The following is a 21,166-nucleotide window of genomic DNA, read 5'->3' on the forward strand; positions in this document are numbered from 1 at the left end:
GGAAGATTACTCAGCCCAGCGCGCTTCGCCGGTAAAGGCGATCGTCAGCCAGCGGTCGTGGCCGGGATCGCCGATCTCCTCGCCGACCTCGGCGCGGATCCGGTCGAGTTCGGCGAGGGTGCCGACCTTGGTTTCCGGCGTTCCGATAAGATAGACCTCGATCGTCTTGGAGCGCCCGACCTTGGCGACATAGGTGCGATAGTCGGCAAAGCCGTGGCGCGCGACCGCATTTGCCGCCGCCTGACGCACGCGCTCGTCGAGTTCGGCAGGCGCAACCAGGAAGATCTCCTTCAATGCCTGGAAGACCGTGCGGATCGGCAGCGGGATAAGGCAGAGCGTCAGCACGATCAGGATCGCCGGGTCGACATAGGGCGTCCAATGTTCGTAAGCCGTACCCTTCAACGCCGCGGCGATCACGAAGGCGACGAGCAGGGCCGAGGTGATCGCACCGGACATCGCCCAGGCACGCACGTCGAGCGCCAGGAACTCCGAGCCGATCGGCCGGTTTGCCCGGCGAATGTAGAAAAACATGACGAGGCAGATCACCACGACGACGGCGGCATAGGCAATCGCCCAGTCGAAGGCGAGATGGTTGCCACCCGACAGGAGCGATCCGACGGCGTTGACCATCGCGTAGAAGGAAAGCAGCGTCAGCAGCCCGGCATTGAAGAGCAGCACCATGGGCTCGATATGCCAGAAACCCATCTGGAACCGCTTGCTCTGCTTTGGGATCAGTTGCGTCACGCCGAGCGCAAGCACGGTCATGGAGGCATCGACGGCCGAGAACACGCCGTCGAAGACGATGGAAACCGAGCCCGAAAGCAGACCGAAGATCACGCCCGTCACCCCGACGACGACGGTGGCCGCGATCGATTGCTTGAGGACTGTCTGTTCGCTTGGGGCGGTCATGATGTTGTTTTTACTCCTGTTTCGGCGCGGCGCTTACGGGTTGGCAATGTCGAAATGGTGGCGGCGGCTGCAAACATAGCGGTTTGCCTGCAGGCAAGACAGCTTTTGCGTGCATTTGCTAATAAAGCGAGGCGTTGTGTTTCCAGGCCTCGACGCTCAGAATTGCCGATGTTATCGGCGGCCGGCGGAGGGGAAAATGATCGTCGAGATGTTGCTCGGTGCCTTATTCGTCTTCGGCACGGTCGCCCTGACGCTCGCGTCCTACTTTGCAATGCGGCTGATCATGGGCGGCGAGGCGGAAGGGCACGAAAAGGAACTTGCCAGTTTGGTCATCTTTCGCATTTCGGCGCTGCATGGCTTGATCCTCGCGCTGGTCTTTGCGCAGGAGATGGTCGAGTACCAGCAGCTCAAATACGAGATGGCTACCGAAGCCGGGGCGACCGCTGACATCTTCTACGACGCCGAACGTTACGGTGAAGCCGTCAAGGCGCCGATCCAGCAGGCGATCTCCGCCTATGCGGCCGAGGTGATCGATGGTGAATGGCAGTCACTGGCGGACAAGGGACGTCTTTCACCACAGGCTTGGGTGCACTGGGATCGCGCCTATCAGCACGTGCTGAACCTGGTCCCGGCCGACAAGCGCCAGGAGAGCCTGCGCAGCCAGATGCTGGAGCGGCTGCACGACATCTCGCAAAGCCGGACCAAGCGGGAAAGCAATGTCGCGGACTCGATCGACAGTATCTTCTGGTTCGCGGCACTCTCCGGCGTCATCTTCATCGCGCTCGCCTATTATTCCTTCCCGCCAATGCGGCGCAATCTGCTGCTGCTCTGTCTCTTCGGCGCCTATACCGGCATCATCCTGTTTCTGATCTATGCCTTCTCCAATCCGTATCAGCCGCCAGCGGCGTTGGCGCCGGGGCCACTCGAACGGGTGCAACAGCAGATCAACGCCTCGTCGGCGCCTGCGACGGGAGGATAACGGCGCTAGGCGAATTGACCCAGCCGTAGGAGATCTCCGTTGAGGGCGCCACTGCCGAGCCTATCGGCGCGTGCGGTCTCAGGGCGCGGCGGCGGCATGGAGTGGCCGATCGCAAAGAGAAGCGCGCTGGCCGCCGAAAGCAGCGCGAACAGCAGGAACATGCCGGCGCCGCCGACAGTGCCGAGTGCCAGGCCGCCGATCAGCGGCCCGAGGAAGTTCCCGACCGTCGAGAGCGAATGGGCGCCGAAATAGGTGCCGCGATTGCCGGCATTCGAAATGCCGTCGACCAGCACATATTCCGAGGGCACGATGAGCACCTCGCCGATGGTGAAGAGGATCATCGAGGCGACGAGCATTTCCATTCCGGAGGAGGCTGCGAAACCGATTTCGCCGAGCAGGAAAAGCAGGCAGCCGAGCGACAGCGCCGGCAGTGCACCGATCCGTTCGATGACGAAGCGGGCAGGCGTGCTGGCGATCAGCACCGTTGCGGCATTGGTCGAAACCAGGAGCGCGAAGAGGGTGACGCCATCCGCAAAGCCGGTGTTGAGATACTGCGACAAGGTCACCGACCATTGACCATGAACGGCCAAGAGCAGCGTGCCGCCGATGACGAAGAATACGAGCCTTCGGTCGCGCAGGGCGGCAACAAGCCCGCGCCAGCCACCGGCAGCCTGTGTTGCCCCTTTGGTTTGGATCATCTGCCTGTTGCCGGCTTCGGGCACGTTCAAGAAGAGCACCAGGCCGAAGGCTGCGTGCATGACGCCGGCGCTGACGAACAGCGTCGAATAGGCAGCACCGACCCAGACGCCGATCAGCGGCCCGATGGCCCAGCCGGCATTGATGGCGAGATAACGCCAGGAGAAGACTTTAAGGCGCAGATGCTCAGGCGCTGCATCGCTCATGAAGGCACGCGCAACCGGTTCGTAGACGGCGGCTGCGACGGCAGACACGATGTGCGCCAGCGCGAAGGCGGCGATCGATTGCGCCAGTCCGAGCCCCGCCAGCGCCAGCCCGGCCATGAAAAGCGCTGCGGTCAGCACCCCTTTTCGGCCGATGCGATCGGACAGCGTGCCGGCAAAGGGGCTGACGATTGCGCCGAGCAGCGGGCCGGCGCCGATGAGAGCGCCGATGCCTGCGGGGCTGAGGCCAAAATCACGCTGCAGGCGGATCGCGAGGAAGGTCAGGCTCATGCCCTTGGCGATCGTCACCACGCCGGAACCCGCGATGAGAAGCAGCGCAACACGGCGACCCGCTTTTTCGGAATAGGCATTCATCACGGGCACCTGCAGGCTGGGAGCGCTCGGTTTCCGTGGGAATGTCGAGCGACGGGCGTAGGGAAGAAGACTCCCTTTGCGATTACATCCTTCGCGTGTACTCGGCAAGTGGGCAGCTATCCAGCGGCAATCTGTCCCTGTCGGCTGAGGGCGTCGGTTTCCCACTCGGCCGTGGTCTGAACGAAAATGCAAGGCGGCCACCGGCCGTGGCCGCCTCAGGGCTGTTTCACCTGCCGGCTATTCGTTCCCCTGCCGCTCCTGCCAGGTCACGTAGAGCGGTGTTGTGTCGGTATCGTCGACCGGTACATGGCGGAAGCGCATGGCCTGCTCGGCAAGCGGTTTTGCCAGTTCCGCGTAGATCGCCGCTGTCGACAGGCCGAAAGGTTCGGCATCGGCGTTCGAGTTCGCATAGGCGATCTCGGTGATCCCGGCCATGCGCATGGCCGCAAGGCACATCGGGCAGGGCTGTCCACTGGCATAGACGGCAGCACCTTCGAGCCGCGGGGAGCGGAGCGTCCGGGCGGCGGCACGCAATGCGTTGAGTTCCGCATGCGAAGTCGGGTCCCCGGTCGACAGCATCTCGTTGACGCCGCGGCCGACGATCTCGCCGTCCTTGACGACGACAGCGCCGAAGGGCCGTCCGCCATCCTCGATGTTGCGGCGGGCAAGCGTTACCGCCTCGGCCAGATAGGTCTGTTCCTGGTTCATGGGAGTTCTTTCTAACGCGCGCCGGCGTCGACCAGCAGCGTCTCAATGCTGCCGTAGCCGCGCTGGCGCGCGTGGCTCAGCGGGCTGACGCCTTCGCCATCGGCGAGGTTGACGTCGGCGCCGGCCTTGATCAGCAGCCGCACGATCTCGGTGTGCTTTTCGCCGCCGGTGCCAAGGATGATCGCCTCAAGCAGCGCTGTCCAGCCGAGGCGATTGACGTGGTTGATATCGACGCCGGCTTCGATCAGCGCCTTGACGGTCTCGACATGGCCGCGCTCGGCGGCCGGAATGAGCGCCGTGCCGCCATAGCGGTTCGTGCTCTTGAGGTCGGCGCCATGGGCCAGCGTCAGCTTCATGATTTCGAGATGGCCACGTGCGCCGGCGTAGAGGTAAGGACTGTCCTGGATCTTGTCCTTGGCGTTGACGTCGGCGCCGGCCTCGATCAGCGCGCGTGCCGCATCGACGCGGTTTTCGTGGGTGGCGACGAGAAGGGCCGTGGCGCCGCTGGTATCACGGGTCTCGATGCTTGCGCCCTGTTGCAGCAGCGATTTGACCTTGTCCGTATCACCGGCCTCGGCAGCAGAAATCAGTTGGGTTTCGAGCATGGAGGCCCCCACGGCTGCGGGTGAAAGGCTGAAGGCGGCGATCGATGCGCCGACCAGCGAGCCGAATAGTCTTGGTCGCATTTGGTCTTTCCGATCATGCCGACCGGTCGAACAGGCCGACCGATCGCAGTGGTTCCGGTTGAGGGCGAGACGTGGAAGCCCGGAATTGGCCGCGCTTTCGTGCCGCTCTCGCTCTTTGCGATCTCGTGCTTACTTGAGCCGGCCCGTGACCTTTTCAAGGGCGCAAGATGCGCGTCTTGCCGAACCTGTCCCGCGCCCGGCATGGCGCCCTCGACGCCGACCGTAGGTGGCGGGTCGTCCATTTGGAAATTAAATGTATGAATGATGAAAAGTGGAAATATGAATGCGTTGCCGTTCGACCCGGATCTGCTTTCGCGACCGTGGTCGATTGCGGAGGCTTCACGGCCTCGGTTGATCGCCGCGCATTCCACGCAGTCGAGCGTCAGCCAGGAGGTTATGGCAGCCCAGAAGCGGGGTGTGATCTGCTGAACGGTCACACCATCCGTGGACGGACACTGTCCTGAACGGCCCTAGAGCATCGAGCGGCTGAGGCCACCGTCGACGGGCAACGCGACGCCGGTGATGTAGCTTGCCTGGCGGCTGGCGAGGAAGGCTGCGGCCGCGCCGAATTCCGCCGGCGTGCCGTAGCGCCCGAGCGGGATCTCCTGCTGGCTGCGTGCCGCGACCGTCGCGATGTCGACGCCTTCGCTTTCGGCATCCATCCGGTCGAAGCTGAGCGTGCGGTCGGTGGCAAGCCGCCCCGGTAGAAGCAGGTTGACGGTCACGCCCTCGGCTGCGACCTCGCCGGCAAGTGTCTTCAGCCAGCCTGCGACAGCGCTTCTGAGCGCATTCGAAGCGGTGAGCCCGACGATCGGCTCGCGGATGCTGGTGGAGGCGACGGCGATGATGCGTCCGAACCGGCGCTCGCGCATGCCGGGCAGCAGCCGTCCGGTGATGCGCATGCCGGCCAGTACCATGGTTTCGAATTGCGCCCGCCAGAAATCGGGCTCGATCGCCGAGGCCGGCGAGGGCGGCGGTCCGCCGCCATTCAGCACCAGAATGTCGATCGCGCCGAAATCGGCGTCGAGCCGATCCAGCAGGCCGTCGAGCATATCGGGTTTCGAGAGGTCGAGCGCGTAGCCCCGCGCCGACGGGCCGATGTCGCTTGCGACCTTGGCCGCCGATGCGGCATCGCGACTGGTCAGCGCAACGATGACGCCTTCGCTTGCCAGCGCCTCGGCGATGCCGCGGCCCAATCCCTTGCTGCCGCCGAGCACCAGCGCGCGCTTTCCAGCAATACCAAGATCCATGACCGGTTCTCCTCGATGTGGAATTCAGAATGACCAGGAATTGGAGCTACTACAGTTTTGTTCCAAGCGGAATCGAATTGACCGTCGGCGAATGACGAAGGTAGGCCGAACAGAAAAGCCCGGCCGGAAGACCGGCCGGGCCTTTGCCCCCTCGCCCTTCTTGAGTGCATCAGCGGCAGATGCGAATTTTCTTGAAGTAGACGTTGCCGTAGTGGTCGTAGCGCTTGACCTTCTTGATGAAGCAGTACGGTTCGTCTTCGTAATAATAGGGGCCGCCGTAGTAGTCGCCGACATAGCCGACATGCCCACCCCAGCCATGACCGTAGTGGCCATTGCTGAAACCGATCGAGAAACCGCCGGCCTGCGACGGTGCGGCAAAGGAGACGGCGGCGGTAACGGCAACAACGGCTGCGATGATGATCTTGCGCATGATGTTCTCTCCTCTGGATTGGTTGGGATGAGCCTTCGTCATCCATGAGGAGAAGATCGCATGGGGCCGATATATTCGCAGTTCCGGATGGAACACGGTGTAGCCGGCGGTTGCGGGGGATCGCGATCCGCCGGCTTTAGCGGTTGCCCAATGCCAAAGCTCGAGACCTTCCGCTAGGCGCGCAGTGCGGCTGGAGCGCGAATGCGCGCCATGGCGAAAACGTCTGCAAGCACGCCGTTCCTGAGCGCATAGGCCCTGTGTGTGCCCTCCATCTCGAAACCCGCCTTGCGGTAGAGCGCGATCGCAGGCTCATTGTCGGTGAAGACCGTGAGCTCGATGCGGCTAATGCCCAGCCAGTTGTCGGCGGCATCGATCAAAGCCGTAAGCAATGCCTTACCGATGCCCTCGCCACGGTGATTGTCGTCGACGCTGATGCCAAGGGCGGCCGAATGCTGACGACGTCCCTTGCTGCGGTGCAGACCGGCCATGCCGACTATATGCCCGTCGCGTTCGGCAACGATGACCGTGTCGTCATCCGATCTCGTCTCCATCCACTTGCGTGTCTGTTCCGGGGTGGAAAAGGGCAATCGGAGTGTTCCAGATCGGATGCCGGGCTGGCTCATCAGGGCGGCGACCGCCTCCCAGTCGACGATGCGCGCCGCGCGGATCTTGGTTTCAGGAGGAGCGTGTGTTTCGGTCATTGTTTCCTCTCTTTGCTCCGAGGAAACAGGACCCAACCCTGCTCGCCTCGGCAGGGTTGGTGGGGGACATTTCGCTTAAATCAGCGCAACAGGTCTCCCGCACACCCCTGGGGTATGCGTGCAAAGCACCATTGCGATCGTCGAGTGATTGTCCATCGCGGAAGAATAACAAGCGCAAGTGCAAAGGCAAGTCCGCAGAACGCGCCGAACGCTGCGCGCCGCGATCAGGTGACCTGCCAGGCGATATAGACGAGCGTGGCGGCGATCAGCCAGAGGGCGACGCGGCCTGAACGGGTATGCCGGGCCTCCGCCTTGCCGATCGCGTGCGCCGTCTCGGCGTCGAAGCGCAGGCCGTTCTCGCTCATCGCCATGATCTCGCTGGAGAATTTTTCCGTGCGGGCGGCGATCTCGGGGGCGGCCTCGGCGAGCCGGAGCGCCGCGTGCAGGCCGTCGCGCAGATCCGTGACGATGCGCTTCGGTCCGAGATTGTCGCGAATCCATTTGCCGACGACCGGTTCCGAAGCCTTCCACATGTTGAAGCGCGGATTGAGCGTGCGGGCCACACCTTCGACGACCACCATGGTCTTCTGCAGCATCACGAGCTCGGGGCGCGTCTGCATGTCGAAGAGCTCGGTGACCTCGAAGAGCAGCGTCAAGAGCTTCGCCATCGAGATGGTTTCGGCCGGCTGGCCGTGGATCGGCTCGCCGATCGCACGGATTGCCTGGGCGAAGCTCGCGGCGTCGTGATGCGAAGGCACGTAGCCCGCCTCGAAGTGCACGTCGGCGACGCGCTGGTAGTCGCGGGTAATGAAGCCGAAGAGGATCTCCGCCAGGAACCGGCGCTCCTTCTTGCCGAGACGGCCGACAATCCCCATGTCGACGGCGACGATATGGCCGGCGTCGTCGACGAAGAGATTGCCCTGGTGCATGTCGGCATGGAAGAAGCCATCGCGCAGCGTGTGGCGCAGGAAGGACTGGATCAGCGTCTCGGCAAGCTGGTTGAGGTCGTGCCCGGCGGCCTTCAACCCCTCGATATCCGACATCTTGACGCCGTCGATCCATTCCATGGTGACGACATCGCGTCCGGTCCGTTCCCAATCGACTTTCGGCACGCGGAAGCCGGAATCGTCCTTGGTGTTTTCGCCAAGCTCGGAAAGGGCGGCGGCCTCCAGCCGAAGGTCCATTTCGATCTTCGTCGTCTGCTCCAGCGTCTTGGTGACCTCGACCGGCTTCAGCCGGCGCGTATAGGGCAGGAACCGCTCCTGCATATGGCTGACGAGATACATCGCCTCGATATCGGAGGCGAAACGCTGGCGCACGCCGGGGCGGATGACCTTGACCGCGACCTTTTCGGGCTTGCCGTCGCGAAGCACGATGGCCGGATGCACCTGCGCGATCGAGGCGGCCGCCATCGGTTCGGAGAGCTCGGCGTAGAGGTCCTCGACCTTGCGGCCGAGCGAACCTTCGATTGCGGCCTTCGCCTCGCTCTGCGGGAAGGTCGCCATGCTGTCCTGCAAGAGCGACAGGTCGGCCGCGAACTCTGCGCCGACGACATCCGGGCGCGTCGCCAGGAACTGACCGATCTTGACATAGGAGGGCCCGAGGCGGGCGACCGCGCGTGACAAGCGGTCGCTGCGCTCCTCGCCCGGCACCCTGCGGCGTGCCAGAAGTCCCGCCGCCTTCTGGGCGAAACGGGCAAACGGCGGCAGATGCTCGGTTGGGACGGCTGAGACGACGCCTTCGCGCACGAGAACCCACCCGATCCGCGCAAGGCGGACATATGTTCCAGGCGTGCTCATAGGGTTCAGATTTTCCAGCCGGAATGCAGCGCTGCGATGCCGCCGGTGTAATTGGTGAAGGCGACGCGGGAGAAGCCGGCCTCCTTGATCATGGTCGCGAAGTCGCGCTGGTTCGGGAACTTGCGGATCGATTCCACCAGATACTGGTAGGGCGCCTCGTCGCCGGTGATCAGCTTGCCGAATTTCGGGATCGCGTTGAACGACCAGGCATCATAGAAGCGATCGAGCAGCGGCATCTCCACTTCGGAGAATTCCAGTACCAGCAGGCGACCGCCGCGCTTCAGCACCCGGTGCGCCTCTTTCAGCGCCACGTCGATGCGCGGCACGTTGCGAATGCCGAAGGCGATCGTATAGGCGTCGAAGGAATTGGCCTCGAAGGGCAGTTCCTCGGCATTGGCCTCGACGAATTCGAGATTGGCGGAAAGCTTCCTCTTCTCCGCCCGTTCGGCGCCGACGGCGAGCATCGAGCCGTTGATGTCGAGCACGGTCGCATGCGCCTTGCGGTCGGAGGCCTCGATGATGCGGAAGGCGATATCGCCGGTGCCGCCGGCAACGTCCAGAACCTTGTAGTCTTCGCGGCGCGGCGGGTTGAGGGCGGCGATCATCGCGTCCTTCCAGGCGCGGTGTAGGCCGGCCGACATCACGTCGTTCATGATGTCGTAGCGCTTCGCCACCTTATGGAAGACGTCGTTGACGAGCGGCTGCTTTTCGCCGGCGTCGACATTGCGGAAACCGAAGGATGTTTCCATGCCGCCATCGGCCGATACGCGCTGATCCGTCATACGAAGAACTCCACCTGAACCAATTTTTCCGGCACCATAGCGAAAAGGCCCCATCCGCGCTATCTCGTGGACGGGACCGCGCCTGCGGCATAGCGCACTCCCTATAGGATAAGAAGGCCGCCAAGGAAATGCCAACCACCGCATCCGGTGGCTGAGATCGTAGGAGTGCATTTATGCCGGAGTTGCCCGAGGTCGAAACCGTCAAGCGCGGCCTGGCGCCGACCATGGAGGGCGCGCGGATCGTCAATGCGGAATTGCGCCGTCCGGACCTGCGCTTCCCGTTTCCGGAGAATTTTTCTTCGACCGTTGCCGGCCAGCGCATTGTCTCGCTGTCACGACGGGCGAAGTACCTGATGATCGATCTGGAAGCCGGCGACGTGATCATCGCCCATCTCGGTATGTCCGGTTCCTTCCGCATCGAGGCAGGGCCGGCTGCAGCGACGCCGGGCGAGTTTCACCATCCGCGCGGCAAGGACGAGAAGCACGATCACGTCATCTTTCATCTCGACGGCGCCGAAGGCCCGGTGCGGGTGATCTACAACGACCCGCGTCGTTTCGGTTTCATGGATCTTGCCCGCCGCGACACGGTGTCAAGCCACGCCTATTTTCGCGCGCTTGGCGAGGAGCCGACCGGAAACGCGCTCGATGCCGCCTATCTCGCTGTACGCTTTTCCGGCAAGGCGCAGCCGCTGAAGGCGGCCTTGCTCGATCAGAAGAACATCGCCGGTCTCGGCAATATCTATGTCTGCGAGGCGCTCTGGCGCTCGAGTCTGTCGCCGGTGAAGCCCGCCGGCGAACTCGTCGACAAGCGTGGCAAGCCCAAAGATGGCCTGGTGCGCCTGACGGACGCGATCCGCGAGGTCATCGCCGATGCCATTGCGGCCGGCGGCTCGTCGCTGAAGGACCACATCCAGGCCGACGGCTCGCTCGGTTACTTCCAGCACTCCTTCTCCGTCTACGACCGCGAAGGAGAGGCTTGCCGCACGCCAGGCTGCGACGGTACGGTCGCCCGTATCGTGCAGGCGGGCCGGTCGACCTTCTATTGCCCGCATTGCCAGAAATGAACGCCGGGCTGTCCGCGGCCTGGCGTCGGAGATGAACCGGAGGAAAACAGGAATGACTTACGAAACGCTGCTGGTCGAAACGCGCGGCCGCGTCGGCCTCGTGACGCTCAACCGTCCGCAGGCGCTGAATGCGCTGAATTCGACCGTCATGCGCGAGCTTGCCGCAGCGCTGAGGGCCTTCGATGCCGACAGGGAGATCGGCGCCGTCGTCGTCACCGGCTCCGAGAAGGCCTTTGCCGCCGGCGCCGACATCAAGGAGATGCAGACGCTCGATTTCGTCGACAGCTATCTCGGCGATTTCATTGGCGGCTGGGACCAGGTGGCTGCGGCCCGCAAGCCAGTGATCGCCGCTGTTTCCGGTTATGCGCTCGGTGGCGGCTGCGAGCTGGCGATGATGTGCGACTTCATCATCGCCTCCGAGACCGCGAAGTTCGGCCAACCCGAAATCACCCTCGGCGTCATTCCCGGCATGGGTGGCTCGCAGCGCCTGACGCGCGCCGTCGGCAAGGCGAAGGCGATGGACCTGGTTCTGACCGGCCGCATGATGGACGCGGCGGAGGCGGAACGCGCAGGACTCGTTTCGCGTGTGGTGGCGCCGGAGAAATTGATGGAGGAAGCGCTGGCTGCCGCCGAGAAGATCGCATCCTTCTCGCTGCCGGCGGTCATGATGGCGAAGGAGGCGGTGAACCGTTCTCTCGAGCTGACGCTCGCCGAAGGCCTTCGTTTCGAGCGGCGTCTGTTCCACTCGCTGTTTGCGACCGAGGACCAGAAAGAAGGCATGGCCGCCTTCGTCGCCAAGCGTAAGCCGGAGTTCAAGCATCGCTAGAGCGGGATGAGGAATAGTGTTTACGGTTTTCCGCCCGCATCCCGCTCAAGCCTGTTAGAAACGATCACGTTTATGGTTTTGGGTCGATCAGACCCAAGACCATCGTGATCTAAGCCAGAGCACGGCGCAGATTCTAGAAAATGCGCGTTGACGGGGCGGCTGTTTCCCGCTATACGCCGCCCTCAGTTTGGAACGCCATTTTGGGCTTTCCGGAAATATTCCCGAATTGCTTTGATGACAGGTCGCAGTGACCCGGCACGGCGAGGGCGGAGTTCATGTCAGTTTTCGAAGAGAGGCACCAATGGCCAATACAACTTCGGCGAAAAAGGCGACCCGCAAGATCGCACGCCGCACCGCAGTGAACAAGGCCCGTCGTTCGCGCGTTCGCAACTTCATCCGCAAGGTCGAAGAAGCGATCGCTACCGGCGATCAGGCAGTTGCAGCCGCAGCGCTCAAGGCAGCTCAGCCCGAGCTGATGCGCGCAGCCACCAAGGGCGTCCTGCACGCCAACACTGCATCGCGCAAGGTTTCGCGCCTCGCGCAGCGCGTGAAGTCGCTTTCGGCCTAATCCGGCTAAGAAAAATCTGTTGACGAAAAGCCCGGCCCTTGCGCCGGGCTTTTCGGATTCATACTTCTGTCATCGCGATGGTTAATCCGACGGTATTACGTTGTGTCAATGCGATGACAAAATTTATGAAATAAATTCAATGACATACGGGAGGTCCTTATCAAAAGGATGTCTCTGGCCGGGGCTCTCCTGACCCCGTAATGAGTCAAGCGATTTTTTATTTTTTTTCTTTTTCGCCAGCTAAGCAAAGGGCGAAAAATCAAAACCCTTGATTCAAAAGCGATTCTTCACGGACTCGGAATGCGGCAAGCAAAAGGCAGGCTGAGAGTCAACGGTCAGTGCCTAAGGTTGCTTAAAAATCGCGATTGATCTTGCCCATCGATCCTGCCTAAATGCCCTCCACAGGGGACACGGACCACATCTGTAAAGGAAGCAGAAGACGCCATTTCGAAGAAATGGTTTCGATGTTTCTGTCCTTTGTATCAGGGCGGCTCCGCGTCGTTCAATCAGACAAGTCGAAGGTGAAAAAACCGGATGGTTCGTTCCACTCCGGGTGAGGAGCTTTCGTCCTATGGTTGTGTGGCGGGGCTTGGCTCGTGACGGCGGGTGCAAGCGGCGCCTGCCGGCAGACAAAGGTCCAACGCGCGGCTCATCGCTTCGTACGAGGGTGCGAAGAGCTGTTGACGAGGAGGAGGATCCGAGGCGGTGCGGAAGCGCACCGGAGGATTGTTGACAAGAGGCGCGAGGGGACATCTCCGGCCACAGGTGGGCTGGTGGATGCGCGTAGCGCGCAGCGAGGCGGGAGATGAGGAGCCCGGCGTCGACTGCGACTGTGACGTTCGGCGAGTGCGGCATGGCCTTTCCGGGCGCCGCGGGCGACGGACATACGAGATGACGCCGGCAGTGATGACGGCATCTGAACATGAACTGGAAGGCGGCAAAATGCAGATGAATTTGGTGACGGCGGGCGCACTTCAGAAAGAAGGAGACGCATTCCAAGCCGGAAGCAATCTATCTCAGGCGGCGGGGGAAAAAGTCGACATGAGGCACGACGCACTGTTCGAGCGAGTAAGTGCGCGTCTCAAGGCTCAGGTCGGTCCGGATGTCTTTGCGAGCTGGTTTGGGCGTCTGAAGCTCCATTCCGTATCCAAGAGCGTCGTGCGCCTCTCGGTGCCGACCACGTTCCTGAAGTCCTGGATCAACAATCGTTATCTCGATCTCATCACGTCGCTCTTCCAGCAGGAAGACGGCGAGATTCTGAAGGTCGAAATCCTGGTGCGCACCGCGACCCGTGGCGCCCGGCCGACGACACAGGAAGACGTGTTGCCGCAGGCGACCGAAGCGGCTCCAACCGCACCGGCGCGCCGTCCGGCAGCAGCCCAGCCGGTCGCAACCGTTGCCGCAGCGGCGATTGCGAGCGTACAGAGGCCTGTCCAGGCGCCGCTTTTCGGCTCGCCGCTCGACCAGCGCTATAATTTCGAAAGCTTCGTCGAGGGTTCCTCGAACCGCGTGGCGCTTGCCGCTGCCCGGACGATCGCGGAAGCCGGCGCCGGTGCCGTGCGGTTCAACCCGCTCTTCATCCATTCGAGCGTCGGTCTCGGCAAGACGCACCTCCTGCAGGCCATCGCCATCCAGGCGCTGCAGAGCGCGCGTGCACCGCGTGTCGTTTATCTGACGGCCGAATATTTCATGTGGCGTTTCGCCACCGCCATTCGCGACAACGATGCGCTGTCGCTCAAGGAGTCGCTGCGCAACATCGATCTGCTGATCATCGACGACATGCAGTTCCTGCAGGGTAAGTCGATCCAGCACGAGTTCTGCCATCTCTTGAACATGCTGCTCGACTCCGCCAAGCAGGTCGTCGTCGCCGCCGACCGCGCTCCGTGGGAACTGGAATCGCTCGACAGCCGCGTTCGCTCGCGTCTCCAGGGCGGTGTCGCCATCGAGATGGACGGCCCCGACTACGACATGCGCCTCGAAATGCTGAAGCGTCGGCTGGACGTCGCCCGCCAGGACGATGGATCGCTCGACATTCCCGGCGATATCCTGAGCCATGTCGCCCGCAATGTGACGGCGAGCGGCCGCGAGCTGGAAGGCGCGTTCAACCAGCTTCTGTTCCGTCGTTCCTTCGAGCCGCAGCTTTCGATCGAGCGCGTCGATGAACTGCTCGGCCACCTCGTCAATGCCGGCGAACCACGCCGCGTGAGGATCGAGGACATCCAGCGCGTCGTCGCCAAGCATTATAACGTCTCGCGCCAGGAGCTCGTCTCCAACCGTCGCACCCGCGTCATCGTCAAGCCGCGCCAGATCGCCATGTATCTGTCGAAGACGCTGACGCCGCGCTCCTTCCCGGAGATCGGCCGTCGCTTCGGCGGACGTGACCACACGACGGTGCTGCATGCCGTGCGCAAGATCGAAGAGCTGATTTCGGGCGATACCAAACTCAGCCACGAGATCGAGCTTCTGAAGCGTCTGATCAACGAATAGTCGCAGCTGACCGTTTCAAAGAAAAGGCCCGGTTTTCCGGGCCTTTTTTCGTTTGGGCTAACGCACCGCCTTCAACGTCGGTCGCTGAGACGGCCTGATCGGCTGGTCCTCGACGACCTGCGATGTGCGGGCCTCCGCGATGATCCAGCTGCGAAAGGCGACGACAGGCGGTCGGTCGAGAGCGGCCGGCGGATAGACGAGGTGATAGGCAAGGCCGGTCATCACTCCCTCCGGGAAGGGGGCAACCAGCAGGCCTTCCGCAAGCTCCCGCGCCACGAGCGACAGGCGCACCAGGGCGACCCCGTCGCCGGCCTTGGCCGCCTCGATGGCGCCGTTGCTGTTGACGAAGACCGGCCCGCGCCCGGGATCCACCCCTTCGGCCCCTGCCGCATCCAGCCACAGCCGCCAGTCCTGGCGGTGCACGTCGTGCAACAGCGCATGGCGGGCGAGGTCGCTGGGCGTGTCGAGCGGCAGTTTGGCCCGAAGCGCCGGATGGATGACCGGAACCGGGTCGTCGTCGATCAGCCGTTCGCTGACCAGGCCGTCATACCGGCCGAGCCCATGCCGGATGGCGACGTCGACGCCGTCACTGTTAAAATCCGTCAGCCGGTTCGTGGTGCTGATGCGGACGTCGATGCCAGGCACCTTCTGTTCGAAGGCGCCGATGCGCGGCACCAGCCATTGCGCGGCGAAGGTCGGCGTGCAGCTCACCGTCAGCACCGGCGCACGTTTGCGCGCCGTCAGCTCCTCGGTTGCCTCCCGCATCATGCGGAAGGCACGTCGGAGCGTTGCGAAATAGAGGCTGCCGTCTTCCGTCAGAACCAGTTGCCTGGGCCTTCGTTCGAAGAGCGTTACACCCAGCGTCTGCTCCAACTCCCGCACCTGCAGGCTGACGGCGCCCGGCGTGACGTTGAGTTCGTGCGCGGCCTTGGTGACGCTTGAATGACGCGCCGTCGCCTCGAAGGCGCGAAGCGATGCAAGGGAGGGAAGGGATGTGGCCATGGTTTAACCAAACTCAATCATACAGCGAGAAATGATCGTTTGTCCGAAGCGTAATATGCTGAGAATAATGGCATAAATTCACGACGGTCAACACCGTTTCGATTTAGTCAGATAAACAAATGAGGGTTTTCGCGATGGTGCAGCCGGTTCAGGCCAAGGTCATGGGAGCGCAGGAATGGGGCATGTTGATCATGCTCTCTCTCCTCTGGGGCGGCTCCTTCTTCTTCATCGGTATCGCCGTCAAGGCGCTGCCGCCATTTACGATCGTGGCGCTGAGGATCAGCCTCGCGGCGGTCGCACTGCTCGTTTTCCTGCGCCTTGCGGGACTGTCGATGCCGCGGGACCCGCGTGTGTGGCTGGCGTTCTTCGGCATGGGGCTGCTCAACAATCTCATCCCCTTTTCGCTCATCGTCTGGGGGCAGACGCATATCGCCAGCGGCCTCGCCTCGATCCTCAACGCCACCACGCCGCTTTTCGGCGTGATCGTCGCGCATCTGCTGACCGATGACGAGAAGCTGACCGTCAACCGCTTCGCCGGCGTGGTCGTCGGTTTCCTGGGCGTTGCCATGATGATCGGTCCGGCGGCACTCGGCGGGCTCGGCTCGAACCTTGTTGCTCAGCTTGCCGTTCTCGGTGCGGCGCTCTCCTATTCGCTCGCCGGTGTCTTTGCCCGCCGCTTCAAGCGCATGGGCGTGGCACCGATCGTGACGGCCACCGGCCAGGTCTCTGCTGCCAGCATCATGCTGGTGCCGCTGTCGCTGCTCGTCGATCATCCCTGGACGCTTACGATGCCCGACCTCGACGTCTGGGCCGCGATCGTCGGCATTGCTCTGGTCTCCACGGCGCTCGCTTATGTCCTGTTCTTCCGCATCCTGGAAACGGCTGGAGTCACCAACCTGATGCTCGTCACCTTCCTGATCCCGGTCAGCGCCATCCTGCTTGGCGCGATGTTCCTGGGCGAAACGCTGGAACCCAAGCATTTCCTCGGCATGACCTTGATCGCAGCCGGTCTGGCAGCAATCGACGGGCGACTTCTTCGCCTCTTTTCTCGGCCGGCCGCCGACCCCAAGTTAGAGTGCCGCGAGAACGTCTGAGCGTTCCCTTCTTACACGCATTGCGGGCCGGTGGGCGAAAGCACCACCGGCTCTGTTTTTTTCAGCTGGGTTGTCGGCTATTCCTTGCCGCCACCGTCTTTGTTTCAGGAGCAGGAGTTCCGATGCTTTACGCCGTGTTTTGCTACAACAACGAAAATGTCACCAGTGAGTGGAGCAAGGAGCAGGATGATAAGGTCATGCGTGACTTGGCGGCCGTACAGAGCAAATATGCTGAAGCCGGAAAACTTGGGCCGGTGGCCCGCCTGATGCCAACGACAACGGCGACGACGCTTCGGCACACTCACAGCGAGACGATCGTCACCGACGGCCCTTTCGCCGAAACCAAGGAACAGTTGCTCGGCTTCTATGTCGTCGACTGCGCGTCTATGGACGAAGCACTCGAATTTGCTCGTGATCTGAGTTCTGCCAATCCGGCGGCCGGCTCCTACGAAATCCGACCCCTTGCCATCTACAAACCCAGTGAGCTTGCTTCATGACAGACACAGCCTGGATAGACCTCGCACTCGTTTCAGCCCGGCCGCAGGCAGTGGGCGCATTGCTGCGCTACTTCCGCAATCTCGATACGGCCGAGGAAGCGTTCCAGGAGGCTTGCATCCGGGCTTTGAAGACCTGGCCGAAGAGTGGCCCGCCGCGCGATCCTGCGGCGTGGCTGATCTTCGTCGGCCGCAACAGCGGCATCGACAAGGTCCGGCGCCAGTCCCGCGAGACTGCACTGCCGCCGGAGGAAATGCTCTCCGATCTGGAGGATCAGGAGAGCAATCTCGCCGACCGGCTGGATGGCTCGCAATATCGCGACGACATTCTTCGGCTGCTGTTCGTCTGCAGCAACCCGGCTCTGCCGGCAACCCAGCAGATCGCGCTGGCTCTGCGCATCGTCTCGGGCCTTTCGGTCAAGCAGATTGCCCGCGCCTTTCTCGTCAGCGAAGCGGCGATGGAGCAGCGCATCACCCGCGCCAAGTCCCGCGTCGCGGCGGCCGGCCTTGCTTTCGAGACGCCCGATGCGGCCGATCGCGCCGACCGGCTCGCCGCCGTCGCAACGATGATCTATCTCGTCTTCAACGAAGGCTATTCGGCGATGAACGGCCCGGACAGCGTCTCGGCCGATCTCTGCGAGGAGGCGATCCGGCTCGGGCGTCTGCTGCTGGAGCTTTTTCCCGCGGAACCGGAGATCATGGGGCTGACGGCGCTGATGATGATACAGCATTCCCGCGCGCGCGCCCGTTTCGATGCCGATGGCGCCGTCATCCTGCTCGAAGACCAGGATCGCGGATTGTGGAACCGGCCGCTGATCAACGAGGCGCTGGCGCTGATCGACAGGGCGATGCGCCATCGCCAGCCCGGCGCCTATCAGATCCAGGCCGCGATCGCTGCCCTGCATGCGCGGGCGGAACGCCCTGAAGACACCGACTGGGCGCAGATCGATCTGCTGTACCAAGCGCTGGAACGGCTGCAGCCCTCGCCGGTGATTACCCTCAACCGGGCCGTTGCCGTCTCGAAGCGTGACGGTCCGGAGGCGGCACTCGCCATGATCGAGCCGCTGGCCGGCAAACTGTCTGGCTACTTCTATTTCCACGGCCTCAGCGGCCACCTCCTGAAGCAGCTCGGCAAGGTCCGCGAGGCACGCGTCGCTTTTGATCATGCCATCGCGCTTGCGACCAACGCCGCCGAATGCGCCTATATCCGCATGCAACTCGACAAGCTCGACGAGGAGCCGGGCGTCGAAGACACCGTCGTCAAAAAAAGATGAAAAAGCCACGAGGCGGCTGTCGGGGCGGGCCGCCTTGCTTCGTCCTTGGACTGAAAACGAGATCCAAGGAGAAATCCCAGTGAATACCAGCCTTGCCATTTCCGCCCCGACTGCCAAGTCCGTCATCCTCGGCCGCGTCCTCAGTGGCGTGCTCGTCGCCTTCCTGGTCTTCGATGCCGTCATCAAGCTCGTGCCGCTTCAGGTCGTTACCGAAACCATGGTGGCGCTTGGTTACTCCGCAGATCAGAACCTGGCGCGTCTGCTCGGGGTGCTCACACTGCTCTGCACCGTGCTTTACGTGATCCCGCGGACCTCGATCCTCGGTGCCATCCTGCTGACCGGCTATCTCGGCGGCGCGATGGCGACGCATCTGCGCGCCGGCAGCCCACTCTTTTCCCACCTGCTCTTTGGCTTCTATCTCGGCGTCATCGCCTGGGGCGGCCTGTGGCTCCGAGATTCGCGCCTGCGCAGCCTGATCCCATTCAAGAACTGAAAACTGCCTTCCAACCGAACAAGTGAAAGTCGATCATGACCAGGACTGTCGAAGATTACATTGCCGGCCTTTCCGGGGTTCCGGGAGACGTGGCAAAACGTCTGCACGCAGCGCTCATTGCCGCAGGCGGGCTCACCGATATCGTGAAGTGGGGCCACCCCATCTACGAGGCCGGCGGCGCAGTCTGCCTCCTGAAGGGAGCAAAGGATCACGTGACCTTCGGCTTCTGGCGTGGGGCGGAGATGCTCGATCTCGATCCACGCCTGGAAAAGGGCGGCGGCAAGGGTGACATGGCCTATATCCGCCTGCGCGCCACGGACGACGTCGACGACGCCCAGGTGGCCCGCTTGGTCGCAAAGGGCATTGAACTTAACCGGCTGAAAGGCGATCCGATGAAGTAGCGGTTCGCGAAACAAACTTGCAACGCGGCCGGCAAAACAGAGCGCCTTTATCGGCTGCGATGCAATATCTCTTCACGGGAACAGGAATTCACGCCAGATCCCGCGAGGCAAACATGATCCTCTACTATCAGACCCATTCCCCCTTCGCCCGCAAGGCGCTCGTCTTCGCTCACGAGATCGGCCTTGCCGAACGGCTCAAGGTCGTCCACCACGAGACTAGCCCGACTCGGCGCAACGACGAAGTCTATGCCGAAAATCCGCTCGGCAAGGTTCCGGTGCTATTGCGCGAGGGGCAGGAGCCGATCTTCGACAGCGACGTCATCTGCGCCTATCTCGACACGCTGCATGACGGACGCAAGCTGATCCCGGAAAGCGGCGAACCGCGCTGGCGGGCGCTGCGCATGCAGTCGGTGGCGCAGGTCCTTGCCCAGACCGGGATCGGTTTGCGCTGGGAGTGGGAGAGGCGCCCGGAACATCTGCGTTATCCGGAACTCGCCAAGGGGTATGAAGAGAAGATCGAGGAAACATATGATTGGCTGGAGCGCACGCTGGAGCCCGAGGCGGCCGTTGATATCGGCCAGATCGCGCTGGCGACGGCGCTCTCCTGGATGGCATTTCGCAACCTGCCATCGTTCCGTAACCGCCCAACGCTGACACGCTGGTTTGACGTGTTCGAGGAGCGCGCCTCGATGCGGGCGACGCCGCTCTCCGGTGAAACGTTCGATTGAGTCTGTAGCCGGCGAAGACCGCCTGCTGCCTCAGGGGCAAGCGAGGTCGGCCACCACGGCGTCGAGGATCATCATGCCGGCCGGCGTGCAGCGCAGGCGCGAATTTCCGAGCCGCTCGATGAAGCCGTTGTCGATCAGGAACTGTTCGCGCTCCGGGTCCGGATCGCGGCCGGAAAGGGTCTGCCAGCGGGCAAGGTCGACGCCTTCCTTGAGGCGCAGGCCCATCAGCAGCAGTTCATCCGACTGCGCTTCGAGATCGAGCGCCTCGCGCTCGACCATGCCGTGGCCGTAGGTCTCGACGAGGCGCAGCCATTCCTCGGGCTTGCGTTCGGTGGCCGTGGCGATCTTCCCGCTGCCGATGCCGAGGCGCCCGTGTGCGCCGGGGCCAATACCCGCATAGTCGCCATAGCGCCAGTAGGTCAGGTTGTGCCGGCTTTCAGCACCCGGACGGGCGTGGTTGGAGACCTCGTAGGCCGGCATGCCGATCGATGCCGTGATCTCCTGCGTTGCCTCGTAGAGCACGGCCGATTGTTCGCCGTCCGGAACGATGAGCTTTCCGGCCTTGTGCAGGCCGTAGAAGGGCGTGCCCTCTTCGATTGTCAGCTGGTAGAGCGACAGGTGATCGACCGCGTAGGAGACGGCCTCCTTCAACTCGCGCTCCCACTCTTCGACCGTCTGGTTCGGGCGGGCGTAGATCAGGTCGAAGGACATGCGCGGGAAGATCTCGCGCGCCAGCCGGATCGCCTTCAGCGCGTCTTCGACATTGTGCAGCCGCCCCAGGAATTTGAGGTCGCGGTCGTTCAGCGCCTGGACGCCGAGCGAGACGCGGTTGACGCCAGCAGCACGATAGCCGTGGAAGCGCGTCGCCTCGACACTCGAAGGGTTGGCTTCCATGGTGATCTCGATGCCGTCGGGCACGTGCCAATGGCGAGCGATACCCTGGAGGATCGCGTCCACCGTCGAGGGCTCCATCAGCGACGGCGTGCCGCCGCCCATGAAGATGCTGGTGACGGTGCGCGGACCTGAGAGCTCACGCACCTCTTCCATCTCCTTCAGAAACGCGGCAACGAAACGCGGCTGGTCCACGGGCTGGTGGCGCACATGGCTGTTGAAGTCGCAATAGGGGCATTTGGCCGCGCAGAACGGCCAGTGTACATAGACCCCGAAACCGGGGTCCATGCCGTCACCAATCGCCGATAGCGTGGCCGTCTGCATCG

General features: G+C 62.9%; 22 protein-coding genes. 11 read left to right on the forward strand and 11 right to left on the reverse strand.

The window, feature by feature from the left end:
• Window positions 1-6: 6 nt before the first annotated feature.
• Complete coding sequence (locus ACTJKM_RS16400; RefSeq protein ID WP_057247966.1) at window positions 7-909, reverse strand: cation diffusion facilitator family transporter; 903 nt, start codon at window positions 907-909, stop codon at window positions 7-9.
• A 196-nt stretch (window positions 910-1,105) separates the two neighbouring features.
• On the opposite strand from ACTJKM_RS16400, the gene ACTJKM_RS16405 reads away from it, so the two are divergent.
• Window positions 1,106-1,888, forward strand: coding sequence for a DUF4239 domain-containing protein (locus tag ACTJKM_RS16405; RefSeq protein ID WP_057247967.1), 783 nt, complete (start codon window positions 1,106-1,108; stop codon window positions 1,886-1,888).
• Window positions 1,889-1,893: 5 nt separating this feature from the next.
• Here the strand turns inward: ACTJKM_RS16405 and ACTJKM_RS16410 are convergent, their stop codons facing one another.
• From ACTJKM_RS16410 to ubiE, 8 genes are all read right to left on the reverse strand, one after another.
• Entirely contained in the window at window positions 1,894-3,162 is a 1,269-nt protein-coding gene (locus ACTJKM_RS16410; protein ID WP_440635169.1) for an MFS transporter, read from the reverse strand.
• 237 nt (window positions 3,163-3,399) lie between these two features.
• Window positions 3,400-3,870, reverse strand: a complete 471-nt coding sequence (locus tag ACTJKM_RS16415) for a nucleoside deaminase (RefSeq protein WP_058323685.1) — start codon at window positions 3,868-3,870, stop codon at window positions 3,400-3,402.
• Window positions 3,871-3,881: 11 nt separating this feature from the next.
• On the reverse strand, window positions 3,882-4,475 hold the full coding sequence (locus tag ACTJKM_RS16420) for an ankyrin repeat domain-containing protein (RefSeq protein ID WP_440660660.1): 594 nt from the start codon (window positions 4,473-4,475) through the stop codon (window positions 3,882-3,884).
• 551 nt (window positions 4,476-5,026) lie between these two features.
• Window positions 5,027-5,806 carry an SDR family oxidoreductase gene (locus ACTJKM_RS16425; RefSeq protein ID WP_058329112.1) on the reverse strand — a complete coding sequence of 260 codons (780 nt, stop codon included), beginning with the start codon at window positions 5,804-5,806 and terminating at the stop codon, window positions 5,027-5,029.
• A gap of 169 nt (window positions 5,807-5,975) precedes the next feature.
• Window positions 5,976-6,236, reverse strand: coding sequence for a hypothetical protein (locus tag ACTJKM_RS16430; RefSeq protein ID WP_058323683.1), 261 nt, complete (start codon window positions 6,234-6,236; stop codon window positions 5,976-5,978).
• A gap of 173 nt (window positions 6,237-6,409) precedes the next feature.
• A complete protein-coding gene (locus ACTJKM_RS16435) occupies window positions 6,410-6,937 on the reverse strand; it encodes a GNAT family N-acetyltransferase (RefSeq protein WP_058329111.1) in 528 nt (175 codons plus the stop codon).
• A gap of 224 nt (window positions 6,938-7,161) precedes the next feature.
• Window positions 7,162-8,736 carry a 2-polyprenylphenol 6-hydroxylase gene (ubiB, locus tag ACTJKM_RS16440; RefSeq protein WP_058323681.1) on the reverse strand — a complete coding sequence of 525 codons (1,575 nt, stop codon included), beginning with the start codon at window positions 8,734-8,736 and terminating at the stop codon, window positions 7,162-7,164.
• Window positions 8,737-8,741: 5 nt separating this feature from the next.
• A complete protein-coding gene (gene ubiE / locus ACTJKM_RS16445; protein WP_058329110.1) occupies window positions 8,742-9,518 on the reverse strand; it encodes a bifunctional demethylmenaquinone methyltransferase/2-methoxy-6-polyprenyl-1,4-benzoquinol methylase UbiE in 777 nt (258 codons plus the stop codon).
• 173 nt (window positions 9,519-9,691) lie between these two features.
• Between ubiE and mutM the strand changes: the two genes are divergently transcribed.
• From mutM to dnaA, 4 genes are all read left to right on the forward strand, one after another.
• Window positions 9,692-10,582 (forward strand): bifunctional DNA-formamidopyrimidine glycosylase/DNA-(apurinic or apyrimidinic site) lyase, encoded by an 891-nt coding sequence (gene mutM, locus ACTJKM_RS16450; RefSeq protein WP_058329109.1) that lies wholly within the window; start codon window positions 9,692-9,694, stop codon window positions 10,580-10,582.
• 52 nt (window positions 10,583-10,634) lie between these two features.
• Entirely contained in the window at window positions 10,635-11,408 is a 774-nt protein-coding gene (locus ACTJKM_RS16455; protein ID WP_058329108.1) for an enoyl-CoA hydratase, read from the forward strand.
• 301 nt (window positions 11,409-11,709) lie between these two features.
• Window positions 11,710-11,976, forward strand: a complete 267-nt coding sequence (gene rpsT / locus ACTJKM_RS16460) for a 30S ribosomal protein S20 (protein ID WP_034797494.1) — start codon at window positions 11,710-11,712, stop codon at window positions 11,974-11,976.
• Between the two features lie 1,041 nt (window positions 11,977-13,017).
• Window positions 13,018-14,463, forward strand: coding sequence for a chromosomal replication initiator protein DnaA (gene dnaA, locus ACTJKM_RS16465; RefSeq protein WP_057248246.1), 1,446 nt, complete (start codon window positions 13,018-13,020; stop codon window positions 14,461-14,463).
• Between the two features lie 57 nt (window positions 14,464-14,520).
• Here the strand turns inward: dnaA and gcvA are convergent, their stop codons facing one another.
• Window positions 14,521-15,465, reverse strand: coding sequence for a transcriptional regulator GcvA (gene gcvA / locus ACTJKM_RS16470; protein ID WP_058329107.1), 945 nt, complete (start codon window positions 15,463-15,465; stop codon window positions 14,521-14,523).
• A gap of 161 nt (window positions 15,466-15,626) precedes the next feature.
• Between gcvA and ACTJKM_RS16475 the strand changes: the two genes are divergently transcribed.
• The 6 genes from ACTJKM_RS16475 (at window position 15,627) to ACTJKM_RS16500 (ending at window position 19,949) form a co-directional block, all read left to right on the forward strand.
• On the forward strand, window positions 15,627-16,559 hold the full coding sequence (locus ACTJKM_RS16475) for a DMT family transporter (protein WP_440660661.1): 933 nt from the start codon (window positions 15,627-15,629) through the stop codon (window positions 16,557-16,559).
• A gap of 122 nt (window positions 16,560-16,681) precedes the next feature.
• Window positions 16,682-17,056 carry a YciI family protein gene (locus ACTJKM_RS16480; protein ID WP_057247978.1) on the forward strand — a complete coding sequence of 125 codons (375 nt, stop codon included), beginning with the start codon at window positions 16,682-16,684 and terminating at the stop codon, window positions 17,054-17,056.
• The gene (locus ACTJKM_RS16485) at window positions 17,053-18,327 is read left to right on the forward strand and encodes an RNA polymerase sigma factor (RefSeq protein WP_058329106.1); all 1,275 of its coding nucleotides are present in this window, start codon (window positions 17,053-17,055) and stop codon (window positions 18,325-18,327) included. Before ACTJKM_RS16480 ends, ACTJKM_RS16485 begins: the two co-directional genes overlap by 4 nt.
• A 79-nt stretch (window positions 18,328-18,406) precedes the next feature.
• Window positions 18,407-18,820 carry a DoxX family protein gene (locus tag ACTJKM_RS16490; RefSeq protein WP_245296245.1) on the forward strand — a complete coding sequence of 138 codons (414 nt, stop codon included), beginning with the start codon at window positions 18,407-18,409 and terminating at the stop codon, window positions 18,818-18,820.
• Window positions 18,821-18,855: 35 nt separating this feature from the next.
• Window positions 18,856-19,221, forward strand: coding sequence for a DUF1801 domain-containing protein (locus tag ACTJKM_RS16495; protein WP_058329105.1), 366 nt, complete (start codon window positions 18,856-18,858; stop codon window positions 19,219-19,221).
• 113 nt (window positions 19,222-19,334) lie between these two features.
• Window positions 19,335-19,949: a glutathione S-transferase family protein gene (locus tag ACTJKM_RS16500; RefSeq protein WP_058329104.1), complete on the forward strand. Its 615-nt coding sequence runs from the start codon at window positions 19,335-19,337 to the stop codon at window positions 19,947-19,949.
• Between the two features lie 30 nt (window positions 19,950-19,979).
• Here ACTJKM_RS16500 and hemW read toward each other — a convergent pair whose 3' ends face one another.
• Entirely contained in the window at window positions 19,980-21,164 is a 1,185-nt protein-coding gene (hemW, locus tag ACTJKM_RS16505) for a radical SAM family heme chaperone HemW (protein ID WP_058329103.1), read from the reverse strand.
• Window positions 21,165-21,166 lie beyond the last annotated feature (2 nt).

The sequence above is a fragment of the Ensifer sp. 22460 genome (assembly GCF_052044935.1).
Taxonomy (GTDB): Bacteria; Pseudomonadota; Alphaproteobacteria; order Rhizobiales; family Rhizobiaceae; genus Ensifer.

Coding starts and splice junctions, on each gene's coding strand:
- ACTJKM_RS16400 (WP_057247966.1), bottom strand. CDS start 909: ATGACCGCCCCAAGCGAACAGACAGTCCTCAAGCAATCGATCGCGGCC.
- ACTJKM_RS16405 (WP_057247967.1), top strand. CDS start 1,106: ATGATCGTCGAGATGTTGCTCGGTGCCTTATTCGTCTTCGGCACGGTC.
- ACTJKM_RS16410 (WP_440635169.1), bottom strand. CDS start 3,162: ATGAATGCCTATTCCGAAAAAGCGGGTCGCCGTGTTGCGCTGCTTCTC.
- ACTJKM_RS16415 (WP_058323685.1), bottom strand. CDS start 3,870: ATGAACCAGGAACAGACCTATCTGGCCGAGGCGGTAACGCTTGCCCGC.
- ACTJKM_RS16420 (WP_440660660.1), bottom strand. CDS start 4,475: ATGCTCGAAACCCAACTGATTTCTGCTGCCGAGGCCGGTGATACGGAC.
- ACTJKM_RS16425 (WP_058329112.1), bottom strand. CDS start 5,806: ATGGATCTTGGTATTGCTGGAAAGCGCGCGCTGGTGCTCGGCGGCAGC.
- ACTJKM_RS16430 (WP_058323683.1), bottom strand. CDS start 6,236: ATGCGCAAGATCATCATCGCAGCCGTTGTTGCCGTTACCGCCGCCGTC.
- ACTJKM_RS16435 (WP_058329111.1), bottom strand. CDS start 6,937: ATGACCGAAACACACGCTCCTCCTGAAACCAAGATCCGCGCGGCGCGC.
- ubiB (WP_058323681.1), bottom strand. CDS start 8,736: ATGAGCACGCCTGGAACATATGTCCGCCTTGCGCGGATCGGGTGGGTT.
- ubiE (WP_058329110.1), bottom strand. CDS start 9,518: ATGACGGATCAGCGCGTATCGGCCGATGGCGGCATGGAAACATCCTTC.
- mutM (WP_058329109.1), top strand. CDS start 9,692: ATGCCGGAGTTGCCCGAGGTCGAAACCGTCAAGCGCGGCCTGGCGCCG.
- ACTJKM_RS16455 (WP_058329108.1), top strand. CDS start 10,635: ATGACTTACGAAACGCTGCTGGTCGAAACGCGCGGCCGCGTCGGCCTC.
- rpsT (WP_034797494.1), top strand. CDS start 11,710: ATGGCCAATACAACTTCGGCGAAAAAGGCGACCCGCAAGATCGCACGC.
- dnaA (WP_057248246.1), top strand. CDS start 13,018: ATGAGGCACGACGCACTGTTCGAGCGAGTAAGTGCGCGTCTCAAGGCT.
- gcvA (WP_058329107.1), bottom strand. CDS start 15,465: ATGGCCACATCCCTTCCCTCCCTTGCATCGCTTCGCGCCTTCGAGGCG.
- ACTJKM_RS16475 (WP_440660661.1), top strand. CDS start 15,627: ATGGGAGCGCAGGAATGGGGCATGTTGATCATGCTCTCTCTCCTCTGG.
- ACTJKM_RS16480 (WP_057247978.1), top strand. CDS start 16,682: ATGCTTTACGCCGTGTTTTGCTACAACAACGAAAATGTCACCAGTGAG.
- ACTJKM_RS16485 (WP_058329106.1), top strand. CDS start 17,053: ATGACAGACACAGCCTGGATAGACCTCGCACTCGTTTCAGCCCGGCCG.
- ACTJKM_RS16495 (WP_058329105.1), top strand. CDS start 18,856: ATGACCAGGACTGTCGAAGATTACATTGCCGGCCTTTCCGGGGTTCCG.
- ACTJKM_RS16500 (WP_058329104.1), top strand. CDS start 19,335: ATGATCCTCTACTATCAGACCCATTCCCCCTTCGCCCGCAAGGCGCTC.
- hemW (WP_058329103.1), bottom strand. CDS start 21,164: ATGCAGACGGCCACGCTATCGGCGATTGGTGACGGCATGGACCCCGGT.